At 31.9% G+C, this 17,814-nt stretch carries 15 protein-coding genes and 1 tRNA gene; 6 read left to right on the plus strand and 10 right to left on the minus strand.

Translation table 11 applies throughout. From position 1 onward, the window contains the following. Positions 1-25 precede the first annotated feature (25 nt). Both Anndu_RS02735 and Anndu_RS02740 read left to right on the plus strand, forming a co-directional pair. Positions 26-649, plus strand: a complete 624-nt coding sequence (locus Anndu_RS02735; RefSeq protein WP_464102894.1) for an ApaLI family restriction endonuclease — start codon at positions 26-28, stop codon at positions 647-649. Continuing rightward, positions 646-1,875, plus strand: a complete 1,230-nt coding sequence (locus tag Anndu_RS02740) for a DNA methyltransferase (protein WP_464102895.1) — start codon at positions 646-648, stop codon at positions 1,873-1,875. Before Anndu_RS02735 ends, Anndu_RS02740 begins: the two co-directional genes overlap by 4 nt. Positions 1,876-2,002: 127 nt before the next feature. On the opposite strand, the gene uvrA is transcribed toward Anndu_RS02740, so the two are convergent. The 3 genes from uvrA to Anndu_RS02755 all read right to left on the minus strand — a co-directional run bounded on the left by uvrA (position 2,003) and on the right by Anndu_RS02755 (position 7,479). Next, positions 2,003-4,822, minus strand: a complete 2,820-nt coding sequence (gene uvrA, locus Anndu_RS02745; protein WP_464102896.1) for an excinuclease ABC subunit UvrA — start codon at positions 4,820-4,822, stop codon at positions 2,003-2,005. A 69-nt stretch (positions 4,823-4,891) separates the two neighbouring features. Next, positions 4,892-6,751: an ABC transporter ATP-binding protein gene (locus tag Anndu_RS02750; protein WP_464102897.1), complete on the minus strand. Its 1,860-nt coding sequence runs from the start codon at positions 6,749-6,751 to the stop codon at positions 4,892-4,894. A 152-nt stretch (positions 6,752-6,903) separates the two neighbouring features. Next, positions 6,904-7,479 carry a glyoxalase-like domain protein gene (locus Anndu_RS02755; RefSeq protein ID WP_464102898.1) on the minus strand — a complete coding sequence of 192 codons (576 nt, stop codon included), beginning with the start codon at positions 7,477-7,479 and terminating at the stop codon, positions 6,904-6,906. 110 nt (positions 7,480-7,589) lie between these two features. Between Anndu_RS02755 and Anndu_RS02760 the strand changes: the two genes are divergently transcribed. Next, positions 7,590-8,240, plus strand: coding sequence for a sigma-70 family RNA polymerase sigma factor (locus Anndu_RS02760; protein WP_464102899.1), 651 nt, complete (start codon positions 7,590-7,592; stop codon positions 8,238-8,240). A 91-nt stretch (positions 8,241-8,331) separates the two neighbouring features. Further along, positions 8,332-8,404: transfer RNA gene (locus Anndu_RS02765), tRNA-Ala, on the plus strand. A 96-nt stretch (positions 8,405-8,500) separates the two neighbouring features. On the opposite strand, the gene Anndu_RS02770 is transcribed toward Anndu_RS02765, so the two are convergent. After that, on the minus strand, positions 8,501-11,572 hold the full coding sequence (locus Anndu_RS02770) for a hypothetical protein (protein WP_464102900.1): 3,072 nt from the start codon (positions 11,570-11,572) through the stop codon (positions 8,501-8,503). Between the two features lie 122 nt (positions 11,573-11,694). Between Anndu_RS02770 and Anndu_RS02775 the strand changes: the two genes are divergently transcribed. Then, positions 11,695-11,910 carry a hypothetical protein gene (locus tag Anndu_RS02775; RefSeq protein ID WP_464102901.1) on the plus strand — a complete coding sequence of 72 codons (216 nt, stop codon included), beginning with the start codon at positions 11,695-11,697 and terminating at the stop codon, positions 11,908-11,910. A 124-nt stretch (positions 11,911-12,034) separates the two neighbouring features. On the opposite strand, the gene Anndu_RS02780 is transcribed toward Anndu_RS02775, so the two are convergent. Next, on the minus strand, positions 12,035-12,691 hold the full coding sequence (locus Anndu_RS02780) for a metallophosphoesterase family protein (protein ID WP_464102902.1): 657 nt from the start codon (positions 12,689-12,691) through the stop codon (positions 12,035-12,037). Positions 12,692-12,795: 104 nt separating this feature from the next. On the opposite strand from Anndu_RS02780, the gene Anndu_RS02785 reads away from it, so the two are divergent. Beyond that, positions 12,796-14,100 carry a sensor histidine kinase gene (locus Anndu_RS02785; protein WP_464102903.1) on the plus strand — a complete coding sequence of 435 codons (1,305 nt, stop codon included), beginning with the start codon at positions 12,796-12,798 and terminating at the stop codon, positions 14,098-14,100. Between the two features lie 79 nt (positions 14,101-14,179). Here the strand turns inward: Anndu_RS02785 and Anndu_RS02790 are convergent, their stop codons facing one another. The 5 genes from Anndu_RS02790 to sppA all read right to left on the minus strand — a co-directional run bounded on the left by Anndu_RS02790 (position 14,180) and on the right by sppA (position 17,779). After that, on the minus strand, positions 14,180-14,704 hold the full coding sequence (locus Anndu_RS02790) for a GNAT family N-acetyltransferase (RefSeq protein ID WP_464102904.1): 525 nt from the start codon (positions 14,702-14,704) through the stop codon (positions 14,180-14,182). Positions 14,705-14,766: 62 nt separating this feature from the next. Continuing rightward, positions 14,767-15,180, minus strand: a complete 414-nt coding sequence (locus Anndu_RS02795) for a hypothetical protein (RefSeq protein WP_464102905.1) — start codon at positions 15,178-15,180, stop codon at positions 14,767-14,769. A 101-nt stretch (positions 15,181-15,281) separates the two neighbouring features. Then, positions 15,282-16,319: a UDP-3-O-(3-hydroxymyristoyl)glucosamine N-acyltransferase gene (gene lpxD, locus Anndu_RS02800; RefSeq protein ID WP_464102906.1), complete on the minus strand. Its 1,038-nt coding sequence runs from the start codon at positions 16,317-16,319 to the stop codon at positions 15,282-15,284. Between the two features lie 68 nt (positions 16,320-16,387). Next, positions 16,388-16,804: a chorismate mutase gene (gene aroH, locus Anndu_RS02805; protein ID WP_464102907.1), complete on the minus strand. Its 417-nt coding sequence runs from the start codon at positions 16,802-16,804 to the stop codon at positions 16,388-16,390. A gap of 153 nt (positions 16,805-16,957) precedes the next feature. After that, the gene (gene sppA / locus Anndu_RS02810) at positions 16,958-17,779 is read right to left on the minus strand and encodes a signal peptide peptidase SppA (protein WP_464102908.1); all 822 of its coding nucleotides are present in this window, start codon (positions 17,777-17,779) and stop codon (positions 16,958-16,960) included. Positions 17,780-17,814: the final 35 nt, after the last annotated feature.

A 17,814-nucleotide genomic window follows, 5' to 3' on the forward strand; every position in this document is an offset into this window, starting at 1 on the left:
ATATAAATCTAGTTAAAAATTTATTATGACAATCAAAAATCAATTAAAAACTTTAGCTCAAACTTATGCTAAAAAATTAAGTAAACAAATTGATGCTAGAATTGAAGAAATGAAATTAGATGATCAATCTCATTTCTTAATTTATCAAGTTTTAGGTGTAAGTATTGAAGAAGGCAAAAAGATAGATATTTACCAAAATAAAGGCCGTTTTCTTTATAAATATGCGGGTTCTTTTCTTGAAGAAGCCACTAAATTATGTTTTAAATCTAAATTTCCTGAATCTGATTCTATTAAAATTCCTAATACAATGGGAAAAAGACCAAAAACTTTTGAAATTGATTGTTTAGTTAATTCAGATGCGATCGAAATAAAATGGCGTGATGCTACAACAGACGGAGATCATATTAATAAAGAACATACGAGAATTAAAGTTATTGCTGATGCAGGTTTTAAACCAGTTAGAATTATGTTTTATTATCCAAATAGACAACAAGCTAAGAAAATTCAAGAAACATTAGAAACTCTTTATAAAGGTATTGGAGGTGAATATTATTGGGGTGATCAAGCTTGGGAATATGTAAAAAATCGTACCGAAATTGATTTAAAATTATTATTAGAAAATATTGCTCAAGAAAATCAAAAAAAATGAAAGAATATATCAATCAAATTCATTTAGGTGACTGTTTAGAAGTTATGAAATTAATTAAGAAAAATTCAGTGGATTTAATTTATCTTGATCCACCTTTTTTTAGCAATAAAATTCATAAACTTAAAAATAAAGAGCGCACAAAAGAATTTAGTTTTGATGATATTTGGCATAGTGAACAGGTTTATGGTAATTTTCTTTATGAAAGAATTAAAATAATGAAAGAATTACTGTGTGAAACTGGCTCGATTTTTGTACATTGTGATCAAAAAGCTCAACATATTATTAGATTAATTTTAGATGATATTTTTGGAGAAGATAATTTTCAATCAGAAATAATTTGGACTTATAAACGCTGGTCAAATTCTAAAAAAGGTTTACTTTCAACTCATCAAAATATTTATTTTTATTCTTATTCTCAACATTTTAAATTTAACACTATTTATACTGATTATTCCGAAACAACAAATTTAGACCAAATTTTACAAAAAAGAGTGAGAAATCAAGATAATAAGTCTATCTATGAAAGGGATGAAAACGGAAATTTTAAACATAGTAACCAGAAAAAAGGTGTACCCTTAAATGATGTTTGGGAAATTCCTTTTTTAAATCCTAAAGCTAAAGAAAGAGTAGGTTATCCAACACAAAAACCTGTACTCTTATTAGAAAGAATTATTGAACTTGTAACAGATGAAAATGATGTTATTCTTGATCCTTTTTGTGGCAGTGGAACAACTTGTGTAGCGGCTAAATTATTAAAGAGAAATTTTATCGGAATTGATCAATCTTCTGAGGCAGTAGAATTATCAAATATTAGATTACAAGAATTAATTAAAACTGAATCAAAGTTATTACAAAAAGGCAGAAAATCTTATCTAAATGCAGATCAAGAAGCCCTTAGTTTATTAAAAGGAATAAACTTTTATCCTGTGCAAAGAAATAAGGGAATAGATGCTATTTTAGGGCAACAATTTGAAAATACTCCTGTTTTAGTTAAAGTTCAAAAAGATAATGAAAGTTTAATAGAGGCAATTTCTCACTTATTAAAAGCAAAGGAAATTAAACAAGCAAAAATAGTTATTTTAATTCAAACTAATGATAATGATTTATTAAAAGAATATTTATCTTTTGATGGTTTATTTATTATCCAATCTCCAGCTTTACAAATTCACACTACTCTCAACAACAAATTAGATTTATTTGATAAGATAAATATTAAATATCAATAATTACAAGAAATGAAAAATTTTGTGTAAAATTAACAGAAAAAGTTTAATTTGTTGAGCTTATATTAGGGGATGGCATTTTCAATAAAACCCTATCCCCTAATTAAATTATTGCTTTAATTTAAAGTAACTAATTAAGAATTTTTTTTAAATATTTTCCGGTGTAAGAATTGGGATTTTTAGCCACATTTTCCGGTGTACCTTCGGCAATAATTTCACCACCTCGATCGCCGCCTTCTTTACCTAAATCTATAATCCAATCACTACAACGAATCACATCTAAATTATGTTCAATTACAATTATACTATTACCTTTATCTACTAATCTTTGCAAAACATTTAATAAATGATGTACGTCATAAAATGATAATCCTGTAGTCGGTTCATCAATTAAATATAAAGTTTTACCCGTTGATCTTTTGGATAATTCTGTTGCTAATTTAACCCTTTGTGCCTCTCCTCCTGATAAAGTTGTGGCATTTTGTCCCAGTTTAATATAACCTAAACCCACATCAATTAATGTCTGTAATCTTTTCGATGCTTGGGGGATATTTTGGAATAGTTCAAAGGCTTCTTCAACGGTCATATTTAACACATCTGAAATCGAAAAACCTTTATATTTAACTTGTAAAGTTTCCCTGTTATAACGGCTACCTTTGCACACATCACACTGCACATAAACATCGGGTAAAAAATTCATTTCGATCACGTTAACTCCCTGCCCTCCACAGGCTTCACAACGTCCTCCTTTAACATTAAAAGAAAATTGTCCTGCTTGATAACCTCTTGCTTTTGCTTCGATGGTTTCTGCAAAAATATTTCTAATGGGATCAAAAGCTTTTGTATAGGTGGCGGGGTTCGAGCGAGGGGTGCGGCCAATGGGTGATTGATCAATAATTATCACTTTATCAATGTGTTCAATTCCTATTAGTTGTTTTAACTCTTTAGGGAAGGGATAATTGCCGTTTAAATGGTGATGTAAGGCGGGATAAAGTAAATCATTGATCAGGGTAGATTTACCCGATCCTGATACTCCGGTAATAGCTACTAATTTTCCCAATGGTAGGTTAACATTTATATTTTTTAAATTGTTTTTATTACACCCTTTTAAGATTAAATTTTTACCGTTGCCCTCTCTCCTAACTTCGGGAGTTTCTATTTTTAATTTTCCTGAAAGATAAGCACCTGTTAAAGAATTTTTAGATTTTAATAAGCCTTGAAAATTTCCTTGATAGATAATTTCTCCCCCATGCAGTCCCGCTTTTACTCCTATATCAACAATGTGATCAGCCGATTTAATTGTATCTTCATCATGTTCAACTACGATTAAAGTATTACCTAAATCCCTTAATTTTTTGAGAGTTTCTAATAATCTTTGATTGTCTCTTTGATGTAAACCGATGCTAGGCTCATCTAAGACATATAAAACACCCGTTAAACCTGAGCCGATTTGTGTTGCTAAACGGATCCTTTGTGCTTCCCCTCCAGATAAAGTCATGGCACTACGATCAAGAGTTAAATAATCTAAGCCCACATCTAACAAAAATTGTAATCTTTGTTTAATCTCTTTTAAGGCTAATTCTCCTATTAATTCTTGACGTTTTGTCAATTTTATATTATTAATTTTATCTAAGCATTCTTTAATAGAAACATGGGTTAAATCTATGATATTATACTGACCCAATCTAACGGAAAGAGACTCAGGTTTTAATCTTTTTCCTTTGCATACTTCGCAAGGTTGATCTATCATAAATTTTTCTAATTTTTCCTTTAATACTTCAGAGGAAGTTTCCTTATATTGTTTCTCTAAAATGGGAATAACACCTTTATATTTACGATAATAACCACCTTCACGATAACGGGTATCTAAATCAAAATAAATTTCTTCTTCTGTACCATATAAAATTGCTTCTTTTTGGGCAAAATTTAACTCATACCAAGGAGTATTAACTGTAAAATTCAAAACATCTCCTAAACCTTCTAATAAACCTAAATAATAACTCTTATCTCCATCATTCCAAGGGGCGATCGCATTACCTAATTTTAATTTAGGATCGGGTACAATTAAATCAGGTGAAAAAGTGCGTAAACTGCCCAAACCATGACAATGACTACAAGCCCCATAAGGTGAATTAAAAGAAAATAAACGGGGTGATAATTCTTCCATGACTGCCCCATGATCGGGACAAGCAAATTTTTCAGAAAAGGTAATATTTTCACTATTTTCTGATAGAATATCTACTATTACTAAACCTTCTGAATGTTTTAAACAAGTTGTTAATGAGTCAACTAATCTTTCCTCAATTCCTGCTTTTTTAATTAATCTATCTACAACTATTTCTATATCATGATTATGATTTTTATTTAATTCAATATTATCAGATAATTCCCTAATTTCACCGTTAATTTTTACCCTGACAAAACCCTCACTTGCTAAACTTGAAAGTAACTTTTTATGTGTACCTTTTTTCCCCCTAATAACGGGCGCAAGTAAATTAAATTTAGTTTTATCAGGTAATTCCATGATGCGATCGCACATTTGATCCACCGTTTGAGGCTCAATATTTTGATCACAAATGGGGCAATGGGGGCTTCCCGCACGGCCGAATAATAATCGAAAATAATCATAGATTTCCGTAACAGTTCCCACCGTTGATCTAGGATTATGAGAAGTTGATTTTTGATCAATAGAAATAGCGGGGCTTAAGCCTTCTATAAAGTCAACATCGGGCTTATCTAACTGTCCTAAAAATTGACGAGCATAGGCACTTAAAGACTCAACATAACGCCTTTGTCCTTCGGCAAAAATGGTATCAAAAGCCAAAGAAGATTTACCACTTCCTGATACTCCAGTAAACACAATTAATTGATTTCTAGGAAGATCTAAATCAACATTTTTTAAATTATGTTGTCTCGCCCCACGAATACGAATCAGATTAAGATCACTCATTTCTATTAATATTAATTAAATAAATTACAACAAATCTAATGATTATTAAATATCATACCTAAATTAAGTTTAATTCCCTAATTTTTGTAATTGATATAAACTCGAATATAAACCATTTTGTTCTAATAAACTTTCATGGGAGCCAGACTCAATTAATTCTCCTTTTTTCAGCACTAATATTTGATCTACGTTTCTAATAGTAGATAAACGATGAGCAATAATAATTGCGGTACGTTCTAATAATAACTGATCTAGTGCATTTTGGATTAATTTTTCCGTTACTACATCTAAACTAGAGGTAGCTTCATCTAATACTAAAACATGAGGATTTCTAATGGCAATTCTTGCAAAAGCTAATAATTGTTTTTCTCCTCCTGATAAGTTAGTTCCTCTCTCTCTTAAAATTGTATCATAACCTTGGGGTAAAGCTTCAATATAAGGAGCAACATTTGTCATTTCCGCCGCCTTTTTAATCTCCTCTAAACTATAATTTTCCCCTAATGTAATATTGCGTTTAACATCACCTGCAAAGATAAAACTTTCTTGTAAAATTACGCCCACATATCTTCTTAAATCTGTTTGAGATAAATCTCTAATATCCACTCCATCTATTAAGATTCTACCTTGTGTTGGCTCATATAGACGGCATAAGAGTCTAATAATTGAGCTTTTTCCTGCCCCAGTTGGCCCGACTAAAGCAACTTTTTGGCCGGCGGGAATTGTAAAGTTTAAATCTTTTAAAACATACTCATCATTTTTATAAGCAAACCACACATGATCAAAGATAATTTCTCCTTGTTTAATGGGCTGATTTTTGGCATAATAAAAACCATCTTGATTTTGCACTATTTTTAATTCAATATTGCTATTTTTTTCTAATTCATCTAAGGAAATTGTCTCTTTTCTATCTTGAATTTCAATAGGTTCATTCATTAATTCATTGATTCTTTCTATGGCCGTAAAACCTGATTGAAACATGGTAAATTTATCGGCAAATTGTCTTAGGGGATTAAATAATCTTTGGGAATATAAGATAAATGCTGATAATGTACCAAAGGTTAAACTATCATTTAAAACATAGTTTCCACCTAACCATAATACTCCGGCGATTGCTATTAAAGAAATCCATTCTAAAGTAGAAGATATGGCAGAATCATGAAAAATTGTTTTGTTAACTTCTTGTTGATAACTATGATTAACTTTTCTAAAAAGTTCCGCATTAAATTGTTCTCGTCTAAATAATTGAACAATATTAATACCTGTTACATTTTCCTGTAACATTGAATTTAATTTTGATAATTCATCCCTTGAAATATAGTTAGCTTTACGGTATTGATGTTGAAAATAAATAATTAAACTGCTCACCGGAATTAACATTAAAACTAACATTAATGCTAATTTCCATTGTAGGGAAAAAATGGTTATTAAAATCACAATTATATAAACAACATCGTTAATAATACCGATCGCTCCTGTGGCGAAAACATCCCCTAAAGCCTCCACATCATTGGTAATACGGGTAACTAAACGCCCGACAGGAGTGCGATCGAAAAAACTAGAAGCTAAGGCCGTAATATGATTAAATAGATCTTGACGGATACCAGTTGTAATTTCTTGGCCTACTTTTTGCACAATATAACCTTGTAAAGAGAGGAAAATTAAGCGAGTAATAATACTACCACTTAAAATAATTACTAATACATTTAAACCCTGATCTAAAGATAAATTTTGTAAAAAACTCCATGTTTTTTCTTTTTGTAATAAAGAGACTGCTTCCCCTATAATTAAAGGTTGAATAGCCCCAGTAATAGAAATAGGAATTAATAAGACAAATGAGAGAATTAAACCGATTAAATTTTGACGGGCATAGGGGAGTAATTTTAAGAATAAACCCCAATCATTTTCTTTTTTTTTGTTAATAATATTCATTTAATTTTAATTTTAAAAATGTAAGTTTGATCGAATAATATTTCATTAAGGCTAAAGCCTTATGCTATAAAAACCAAGCCTGTCTGCACAGGCTGTGTAATAGTCTGGGAGGGTTTGGGGCTTGTAATAATTTTATAACAAATAACAAATAACTAATTATTAACTACTGCCATTTCAATAACTCGATCGTCAAGATCTTTAACTAAAAAATTAAGCGGCCGATTACTTCTAACTTTATATTTTAAACGTCTAGCTTGTATTCTTAATAAAATATCACCTAAACATTTGTCATCAAAACAGACATGACGCTGTTGATTTTTTTCCCCTAAATTCGCCCCTGCGATAATATGTAATTGGGAATTTTTCTTTAATTGATACCATAAACCCTCATTGCCCTGTAAGCCCCTTGGGTTAGATACCATCGGGTTAGCCGCCAGATAGTTAGGATCGATCGCTCCTAAACCTAAAGTTTGTTCATAATTGTAATAATAATGTAAAGGAATATCCGCCACAGGTAAATTTAATAACCCCTCATAAAAACCCTTAGCAATGTTAAGATCGGAAACCATAATAGTATAAACTTTAGGGGCGCTACTTAAAAACATCCACATTGCCCCCGCATAAGCCATTAAAAGCATCACCATGATGCCTTGGGTAGAAAATAAACTATCTAAGGGTAAAGAGGGTAAAAATGAGCTAAAATAATAGGTAAAATTAAAATTGATCATGGTCATTAATAATTAGGTAATAATAAGTTATTGTATTGTAATAATATTTGATAGTTAGATAAACTAAAATCTGATTATCTGAAAAATAGTTAAGAAACTGATTTATAAAAATGCGAATCCCTCATTTTCCAGAAGCCAATCACCGTTTAGTCAAATCGCTGTTTCACTATAGCGATCGAGATTTATTAACCCTTTTTCAAAGATACCCAGAGCAAAGTAAATATTTTATCACGATTGTTTGTCGTTATAGCCCGATCGTTTATACCCTGATCTCCCATAGTGCCAGATCACCAGTACAAGCGGACTATCTTTTTGGCTTAACATGGAGACATATCTTTTATGAAATGAGGGGCTTAGTCTTACCGCCAGAAGATGAAGGAGAAACAAGCTCTTTTCAAAATTGGTTAATCAATATGACGGCCTTATGTCTCAATCAATTTGATTTACCGCCCGTAGAGGCCATTAATTATAACTTAAATGAAGCTCCACCGCCGTTATGGTGTTATTTAGAACAGGCATTAGAGTTAATAGCGCCGGATCTACGTTTAATGTTAATTATGTCAGAAAATTACCATTGGAGTGAAACCCGCATCGCCGCCTATCTTCAGGCAGAGGGGCAACTTTGCACTCCGGCGGAAGTTAAACAAAAATTAGAAAAAGGACAAATTTTATTAGAGCAGTCACTCCCCGAAGACTTAAAAATTATTTACGGGATCACCCCTGAAAACCTTGATCAGAACAGGGTTTTAGAAATTGCCTAAATTAAATTTAAAAAAAATTTAAAATTTTTTGAAAAAACACTTGACGAAATGAAGGGATCTAAGGCATTATAGATTAATGAAAAAATAAAAAGGGGTTATAGCTCAGTTGGTAGAGCACTGCAATGGCATTGCAGGGGTCAGGAGTTCGAATCTCCTTAGCTCCATTAATTCAAAACATTAATTCAAAACATTAATTCAAAAAGTTAAATAGTTAATTTAGCAACGAAAAATTAAAAGATAAGATTACTAATAATTAATGACTATTTTTGATTAACTGTTTTAAAAATTCCCCAATTAATTAACGGATCGATCGCTAATTCTTGAGCTACTTGATAAGCTCCATAACGGTTTAAATGACTGGGATCTGAAAATAGATTATATTCTTTTTGCCATGATTTTCTATTTACAAAATTTTTAACTACTAGGGGATATTTTTCACTAATTTTTTGCAGATAAATATTAAATTCTTGTTCATATTTACTTCTAATTGGATCTAAATAATTATCAGTTAAAGGTTGATTTATAAAGACTATTTGAACATTATGTTGTTGTAAATAATTAATTAAACTTAATAAACTTTCATGTTGTTCTCCTTCTAAATTAAAGTTATGATAATCACTATCATAAGCACCCATTACTAAGGGATGATCTTGATAATAAGTATTAGGATTAAATTTAATAGATAAGGGGAAAAATCCATCATAATCTATTCCATTTGGTGTTACTATTTGTCCATTTTCTTTTGTATTTGAATTGTGTTTATTTTTGATTTTAGGTAGATCAATAAATTTAAAAAATTTAACAAATTGATCCCTAAAATTAGTTTTAATTTCATCTCGGTGGGTATATGCTGAAGATAGTTTAGATATATTATTATTTAACCATTGATCTACGGCTTGATATTGTTGGGAAAAGCTAGGTTTAATTAAATTAGAATTAGCTGAATTATTGATGTTATTTTCTTTCACGGGAGGAAATATTCCCGCTAATAATTGTTGATAACCTTCTGATTTTTCAATCATTTGATAAGTGGTGTCATTTCTTCCACTATTAAAAGCCCTCGCACCATCAGCAAAAATGACAATTTTTGGTAAATCTTCAGGGGTTAATAATTGTCTTAAAATTAAATCAACTATTTTTACTGTTGCTCCATTAACTCCAAAATTAAAGATATTTAAGTTACCATAACCTTTTTGTTTTAATGCTATTTGTAAAGCATATGGATCCACTCCACGCATGGCTCTTGAGCTTCCAATAATAATAATATCTGCTACACCTTCATTTTCAATTCGATGTTGATAAAGGGCTAATTTTTCTTCTAAAAATGGATTGTTAAATTGAGGATTTTTCTTTTTATAAGTTGCTAAAATTTCGCTGACTGACTGTTGCGATCGCTCTTGATCTCTTGTTTCTACTTCTGCAATAATTTCTGTGGATCCCATCTGGGTAAAACTATTTTTTTCTGCGGAGTTTGCACTTTTCCAATCTGATTTTTGTAAGGATAATTCAGGTAAATTAATATTTTGATTAATCGTTTCAGTTGTTGCTTTAGTAATAGTTAGATCGGGTTTTTTACTTTCAATTTGAATGGGAATTGTACGCCCTAAAACCCAATCTAATTGTAAGGTTAATAAAATACCTAAAATGCCCCAAACCGTAGCGACTTTTAATCCTTTGTAGGCTTCTAATTCCTTTTGATCTATTGCATAAGAGACTTGAAAATCATTAGTATTATTAGTAATAAATAGGCCTGATTTGGCTAATAAATATTGAATTTTTAAACTTAATTTTTGTAAATAATTTAATTTAGTTATTAATTGGCGGTTATTTTGATTGCTTTTTTCCGTTGAAGGAGAATTATCCTCTAAAAATTCTGGTGATATATCTAAATAATAATTGTTAGTAAATTCTGGTAATAACTCATGATTAGATGATTTTCTCTTAATAAAATCAATATTTTCATGCCAAAGGGAGTTAATTTGACCGGATCTGCGCCCGTAAATGCGGATCCCCCTGACTCCCGAAATGGTTAAATTACGGAATAATTTTCCGAGGAGAGGTAAAACCTGACTTTGTGCGGGGCAAACCACTGCTTCCGCTAAAATGTGCAGTAGATCGTTTTTCTGTTTAAGTTGAATGCGAATGCCCCCAGTTTTTAAACGTCTGTCTAAATTATGATTTAAAGCCCGATTTATTAAAAAATTCAGAGCATCTAAGTTGTCTTCCTGAGCTAATTCTGATGGTGTTTTCTTTAATTCATCGCTAAAAGATGCGGGTAATTTATACCATTCAATCCAAACTGGTTTTTGTTTTTGCTGATTAAACTCTATTGAAATCTGTTTTTGTTTAATTGGTCTAATCCCATAAATACTAACTGCCTCTATTCCTTGGGGGGAAATATTATCTAAATAATCGGTAATTTCTTTGACAGTATTTTTTTGATCTGGACTTTCTTTTGAGGCATGATAACAAAATAAATGGAGTGTTTTTGCTTTTAATTCGCCTTGAATAGTTATTTTTTTATCTTTTAATTCTTTATTTAAAAGTCTAATCATTGATTCTCCATCTCCCCAATTTGCCCATTCTTTCAGCATTAAATCGGGATGGGTTAGGTCAATTTTTAAAGTCCAATCTGGCTCATTTTCTCCCAAAACTTGGGCGTAAATAAGCCCTTCAGTAAAACCATGTAACTCTAATTTTCTTAATTCTTGGGTGATGGGTTCAGCCAGTAGGGTCGGTTCGGGACTATAATTACACTCACAAATAACTTTGAGCCTATATTGAGCTTCTTCTTTTTGCTGTTTAAGAGGTAATTTCTCTCGCCTAACTTTAATACTGACTCCTAAATAGCTAAATTGATGACTCAGATAACGGGCGATCGCTTCGGTTGAGCCAGACTGGGCTAAAGTTTTATAGGAAATAATTGCTCCGGCGATCGCTTCTACCTCTGAGGTGGACGCTTGTTTAAGAGGATTAGGATGGTTAATGTGAATTGTTTTAACCCAATCATGTTTTTTCTGGGTAAAAACTTTACCATAGACTACGATCTGATAAATAGGGGGGGAAAAATGATGATTAAGCAGGGAAAAATGATGGGGATCAAGTTTAAAACTTTTTTTAATCCCTGCAATTAAATGGGGTAAAATGGTGTCAGGTTGTGTGGGGGTGGCAGTTTCACATAATAAGTGTAAATTATTACCCCGTAAACGAACTTGTAAACGAATTTTGGCTGATTCCCCTACCGCCTTTTGCATGGTTTGGATCACCCACTTTTTAGGGCTGAGTGATTCGGATGGATTAGATGTTGTGGGGCGTTGAGTCTGTTTCAACATACCGTCAGAAGTTAGCGTAATATTTTAAGAATACTTTAATCTAATTTTGATCAGACTACAAGTATTATTTTAATTATAAATTCAAAATTGACAATTTAAAATTATGAAAAGGGGGTTAATTTATGTTTAATTTTGTTCAGGAATCACCTAAAGATCAAGGTAATTTTAATCAACAAAATTGTTTTGCATCTGATTTTAGTTTAAGTTTGATCACTTTACCTTTTTTAATAAGTATAGGGATGTTTAATCAACTTGAAGATAATTTAATTGAATGGGGTAAAATGAGTGAAGAAATTTTTAGGGGCAATCGTTTACCTTTATTGTCAATAGATGATTGAGAATAGACTTTTTGCCCAAGTAATGAAAAAAGAAAAAAGGGGAAAAATCTAATAATTTTTCCCTATTTTCAATCATCTATTTTTAAGTAGAGTTAATTATTAAATCAAAATTAATAATTACTTATTAAAATTTAACCTTTTCTGCTAAAAAAACCTGTTTGTGATCTTCCTGTTTAAATTCGTAAAATTCTACTATTTGATTAATTAAATCAACAACTAAAAAACATGGTTTACGATGATAATTAGTTTTTATTTTTAAACTTCCGGCATTAATAATTGTTAAATTCCCATATTTTTTAACCATTCTTAAATGGGTATGGCCATTAATTACATATTTATATTTTTGAGATGTAATTAAATTTTGTAAAGATAAATTTGATTCAATTGCAAAACCACAATCATCAGGATTTAATTTAATCATATCATCCCGATCCAAACCATGACATAATAATAATAAACCTTGGGGGGTATTCAATACTTTAGTCGCTGGTAAATTAGCTAAATATTCATAAGAATTAGGATTAACTTCTGTTAATTGAGTCGCATTTTTTAGGTGTCTTAAATGATTCTCAAAAAACCATCTTTCATGATTTCCTTTAACGGCAATAACCTGAAATTTTTGTAAAATTTCACAACATAAATTAACATCACCTTGCCCATCAACAATATCACCCACTGTTAAAATATGATTAAGATTATTTTCTTTAAAAAAATTAACAGTTATTTCTAATAAAATTGATTCACAGTGAATATCGCCAATGACTCCAAATTTTGTTAACATTTAATTACCTCATTTTTGCTAAGTTTTAATAGGTATCATCTAAAATAAAAGTATTAACTCAAAAAATTTTTTTAATATTTTAATTTATATTTTTTTTATAAAAAATGGATCTTATTTCATTCCTCTTTGGTTTATTATTCGGGATTAGCATTTTGATTTGGCGACAAAATTATTTTAATCAAAGACTTAAACAAATATTAGTGTCTTTTCCCTCTCATCAAGATGAAATTCCCTCTTTATCGAGTTTATCACTTTTACGTCGAGAATTAAGTCAACTTCATCAAGATAAAGCCACTCTCAATCAAGAAATTCAAGAATGGGAGGATTTAGTCAATTTTGCGCCGATCGGCTATTTACAAGTAGATCAAGAAAATCAATTATTATATTGTAATCATCAGGCTAAAGAATTATTAAATATTAATCGTTGGAAATCTGGACAAATTCGTTTATTATTAGAGTTAGTTCGCTCTTATGAGTTAGATCAATTAATCGAAAATACTCGTAAAACTCAAAAAAAACAGGAGATAGAATGGGTTTATTATACTACTAATTTTGAACCAATACAGGAAAAAAAAGAGCTTAATTCTTTAGCTTTAAAGGCAATTAGTTTTCCATTAACGGAGCAACAGGTGGGGGTTTTTTTAATTAGTCAACAACCTTTAGTGGATCTATCTCGATCGCGCGATCGCGCAATTTCTGATTTAACCCATGAGTTGCGCACACCATTAACGGCAATTTATTTAGTAGCAGAAACCTTAGAAAAAAGATTAACACCCCCCGATCAAGATTGGGTTAAACAAATGTTAAAAGAAATAACTCGTTTAATTCAATTAGCCCAAGAATGGTTAGAAATAAGTCAAATTAGCGAAAATCCAAGTCAAAATCTTCATTTTGAAATGATAGAATTAAGGGAATTAATTGATTCTGTTTGGAAAAGTATTAAACCGATCGCCGATCAAAAAGAAATAAAAATAGAGATTTCAGGATTAGAAAAAATTGAATTAGAAGGGGATCATAATCGTTTAACTCAAGTATTTATTAATTTATTTGATAACAGTATTAAGCATAGTCTAAAACAGGGAATTGTTAAATTATTAATTAATAATCATAGCTTAATTAGTGAAAATGATAGTGTAGAAATTAATATAATTGATTCAGGAGAAGGCTTCAAAACAGAAGATTTACCCTATATTTTTGAAAGGTTATATCGTGGGGATACTTCCCGTCAAAGACAATCTAATTTAAGTCAAGATCAAGCTTTAATTACTCAAGGAAGTGGTTTAGGTTTAGCGATCACTCAAAATATTATTCAGGCCCATCAAGGTATAATTAATGCTCAAAATCATCCCGAAACAAAAGGAGCTTGGCTTAAAATTATTTTACCTTTAAAACAGCCAATTATTAATTAATACCAATAAAAATAACTAGAGGTGAACGGCCGTTCACCCCTAGTTATTTTGATCAAGTTAATTGTTAATTTTTAAAGAATTAATTATCATAATAAAACATCCCTTTGATGCCTTCAGGATCAAGAATAAAACCTAAATTTTGATAAAAATTAACCACATGGGGATCGGCAAAAAGGGTAATATTACAAATATCTAATTTACGCAACTTTTTGATCATAAATTGCATCATCGCTTTACCTAAACCTTTTTTTTGATAGTGCGGATCTACCACCACATCCCAGATCGTAGCATTAAAAGCATGATCCGAGGTAGCACGAGCAAAACCAATTAAACGGCGATGACTACCACGCACCTCCCACATACAAACCACTAAAAAACTAAATTTTAGTGCCTTTTTAACCTTATGGATCGGACGGCGCGCCCAGCCTACTCGATCGCATAACTCCTCTAATTCATAGACATCAATTTCGCGCTCAGTGCTAAACCAAATTTGTCGCCCATGTTCACGATAAATACGCTGATCTAATAACTCCCCTTTAAAGGAAATTTCTTTAGATTGTGGTTTTTCTTTTGAGGGATTAAATAGCTTGTTTAAAAACCCCATGCCATTTCATTCAATAAACTATTATTTACAATAATCAACAAATAAACTCTTGTCAATCAAACTTAATTTAATAAATTAACTGGTGGTGTGCTTGGTGTTATATTTTGTTGGGAAGGGGCGATCGTTTCACTAGGAGGCATCGTTTGAGTCTCATTAACGGAGTTAATTTCCGTTGGCATTGTTTGCACCCCAACGGGCAATGAATTTTGATCATCAGTCTTAGGTGGTATTTCTGGAGTTGAAGTAGTTGAAGGCACGGGGGGGGCTGAAGGCATGGGGGGGGTAGTAGTTGAACCCTGACTATAACTTAAGCACACATATTGTCCCCCCTCCATCATCATATAATTTAAACAGTCACTACTTACCCCCGGAATTGTGCGTTGAGGTCTATATAAGATTTGAGCGTTTGTCTGTTTTAATGGATAAAAAATATTTAAACTTAATATTATACTCGTTAAAATTAATGAGGTTTTCATTTTTTATTCTCCTTTTTTTATAATTAAATCAGAATTAAGTTATTAAATCTTTCTATTATTTGCACCTAATCGTTTTAAGAAAGGGAGTTATAACTGATATTTTACGGTAATAATTTAGTTAATTTCTTAATATTTTGGTAGATTTCAGGTAAACGCTTATAAATAGCCGAAGCTTTTAAATAAAGATGATGGGGCATAGCCGGATAGCCTGAGATCACCTCACCTTTCCCCACATTATGATGAATACCCGTTTTAGCCGAAGCGATCGCTCCATCTCCTATTATAGCTTGATTCGCAATTCCCACTTGACCTGCTAAAATTACATTATTACCCACTGTCACCCCCCCAGCAATGCCAACTTGGCCGGCCATGGCACAATTTTGCCCGATCTGACAACTATGGGCGATATGTACCATATTATCTAATTTTGTATTTTTCCCGATGTGAGTCGTGCCAACGGAAGGGCGATCAACCGCACTATTACAGCCTATTTCCACCCCATCCTCTAAAATGACATAGCCTGACTGTTCCATTTTATACCAGCCTTGGGCTGTGGGTACAAAACCAAAACCCTCAGCCCCGATCACCGCCCCACTATGGATCACACAATGATCACCGATGTGGCTTCGCTCATGGATAGTACAATTACTATGTAAAAGGCTATGTTTACCGATTTTCACATCAGGATAGATCACCACATTGGGCATAATACAAGTATGATCGCCAATGACTACATTTTTTTCAATCACTACATTCGCACCAATATATATTTCCTCTCCTAAAATGGCACTAGGATCAATAATTGCACTGGGATGGCGTGAAGGTTGAGGGCGAAAAGGTTGATAAAATAAAGCTATTACTTGAGCAAAAAGTAAGCGAGGATTTTCCCCCGCTAACCATGCGATCTTTCTTTTATCTGCTTCTTTTTGTAGATTTTTATTATTAGGTAAAATTAAAGCAATGGCCACAGTATCATTAATTTTATTAGCAAACTTATCTCCTTCAATATAACTAATCGTATCTTGTTCGGTTTTTTCGATGGGTGTAACTTTGATAATTTCTGGATCAAAATGATGGTAATTTAAACTATGATCAGTAATTAAAGGTTTAATTTTGTCAACAATTTGGCTAAACTTCATAAATAGTTAAATTTTAAAAATAACAATTTTTAATAGTTAAATTTGATAGTTAAAATTTAAGAACAAATTTAATAACGATGGGATAAAGCGGAAGTTAGGGGAGTGGCTACCTGTGCTAAATTCCAGTCAGGCCGTAAATTTTTTGCTCCGTTTAAATAACAATGATACATTTCAATTTGAGGTTTAGGTGTATTAACATGAATTAAGACTCTAATACAGCGTTTTAAACTGTTTTCCACAGCCATTTGTTGTACATCTAATAAAGGCACATTTTCCCAGTGGGGGCGTTGACGAGCGATCGCCGCCGGAAAAATGGCATCAAGATCAGCCGTAGCGGTAAAAATAACGCTCACTACTTCTTCAGGATCAAGATCATTGCGCGCTTCAATTTCATCTAATAATTGTTTGACCGATTCCTCGATCGCCTGTATACTATTAGTTTGTGCCGTTGTTGCCCCTCTTATTGCTCTAACTTTCCAAGTCACTTTGCAAATTCCCTCCTTGAAAATAATTGATAACATTATTGCCCCAAACCCGTCAGGGTTTGGCTATATAGACAAAGTCTGTCTGCGTAGGCAGACTTTGTTTTTGTAGCATCAGGCTTTAGCCTTAATGCTCATTCAACTCATAACCAATAACTAATTTCGATATAACCATAAAGGTTGACCATTAGTTTCTAATTCAAATTGTACCCAATTAATCGTTTGATTCAATGAAGAAATATTAAGAATATTTCGAGATAAAAATCTTTGAATAAAAGGTTTAGGTTCTTCAATGGTGTAACATTCCGTTTTATCAGGATTTAATTTAACCATTTCAGCTAACCACCGCCGAGCATCTTCTTCCGTACCTAAGCGATCTACTACTCCTAATTCTAAAGCCTGTTGTCCGGTAAAAATGCGCCCGTCAGCAAATTTTTTCACTTCTTCAACTGCTAACTTTCTACCCTCGGCCACGGTTTCCACAAATTGTTGATAACTATTATCAATCATATTTTGTAAAATTTCTTCTTCTTGTGGGGTTAATTCTCGATCAAATGACAAAATATCCTTATAAGGGCCAGATTTTATCACCTTAAAAGATACGCCAATTTTATCTAATAAACGCTCTAAATTATTACCCCGTAAAATAACCCCAATACTACCCGTAATTGTACCCGGATTGGCCACAATGTGTTGCGCCCCCATGCCAATATAAACGCCCCCAGAAGCGGAAATATTGCCAAAACTAGCCACAATTTTGACCTTTTCCCTTAACTTTTTCAAGGCTTCATAAATTTCTTGGGAGTCGCCTACCGTGCCTCCGGGGGAGTCAATCCGCAACAATAAAGCGGGAAACTCCTTTTCCTCCACCTCTTTTAAAGCTTTTAAAACTTGTTTGCGGGTATCAGAGGCGATCGCACCGTTAATTTCAATTCTTGCAATTTGTTTTTTTCGTTTCGATTTAAAAAACCAGACCATAAAAGTTTAAATTTTGATTAAGTTTACAAAACTAT

The sequence above is a fragment of the Annamia dubia NIES-4383 genome, assembly GCF_055394725.1.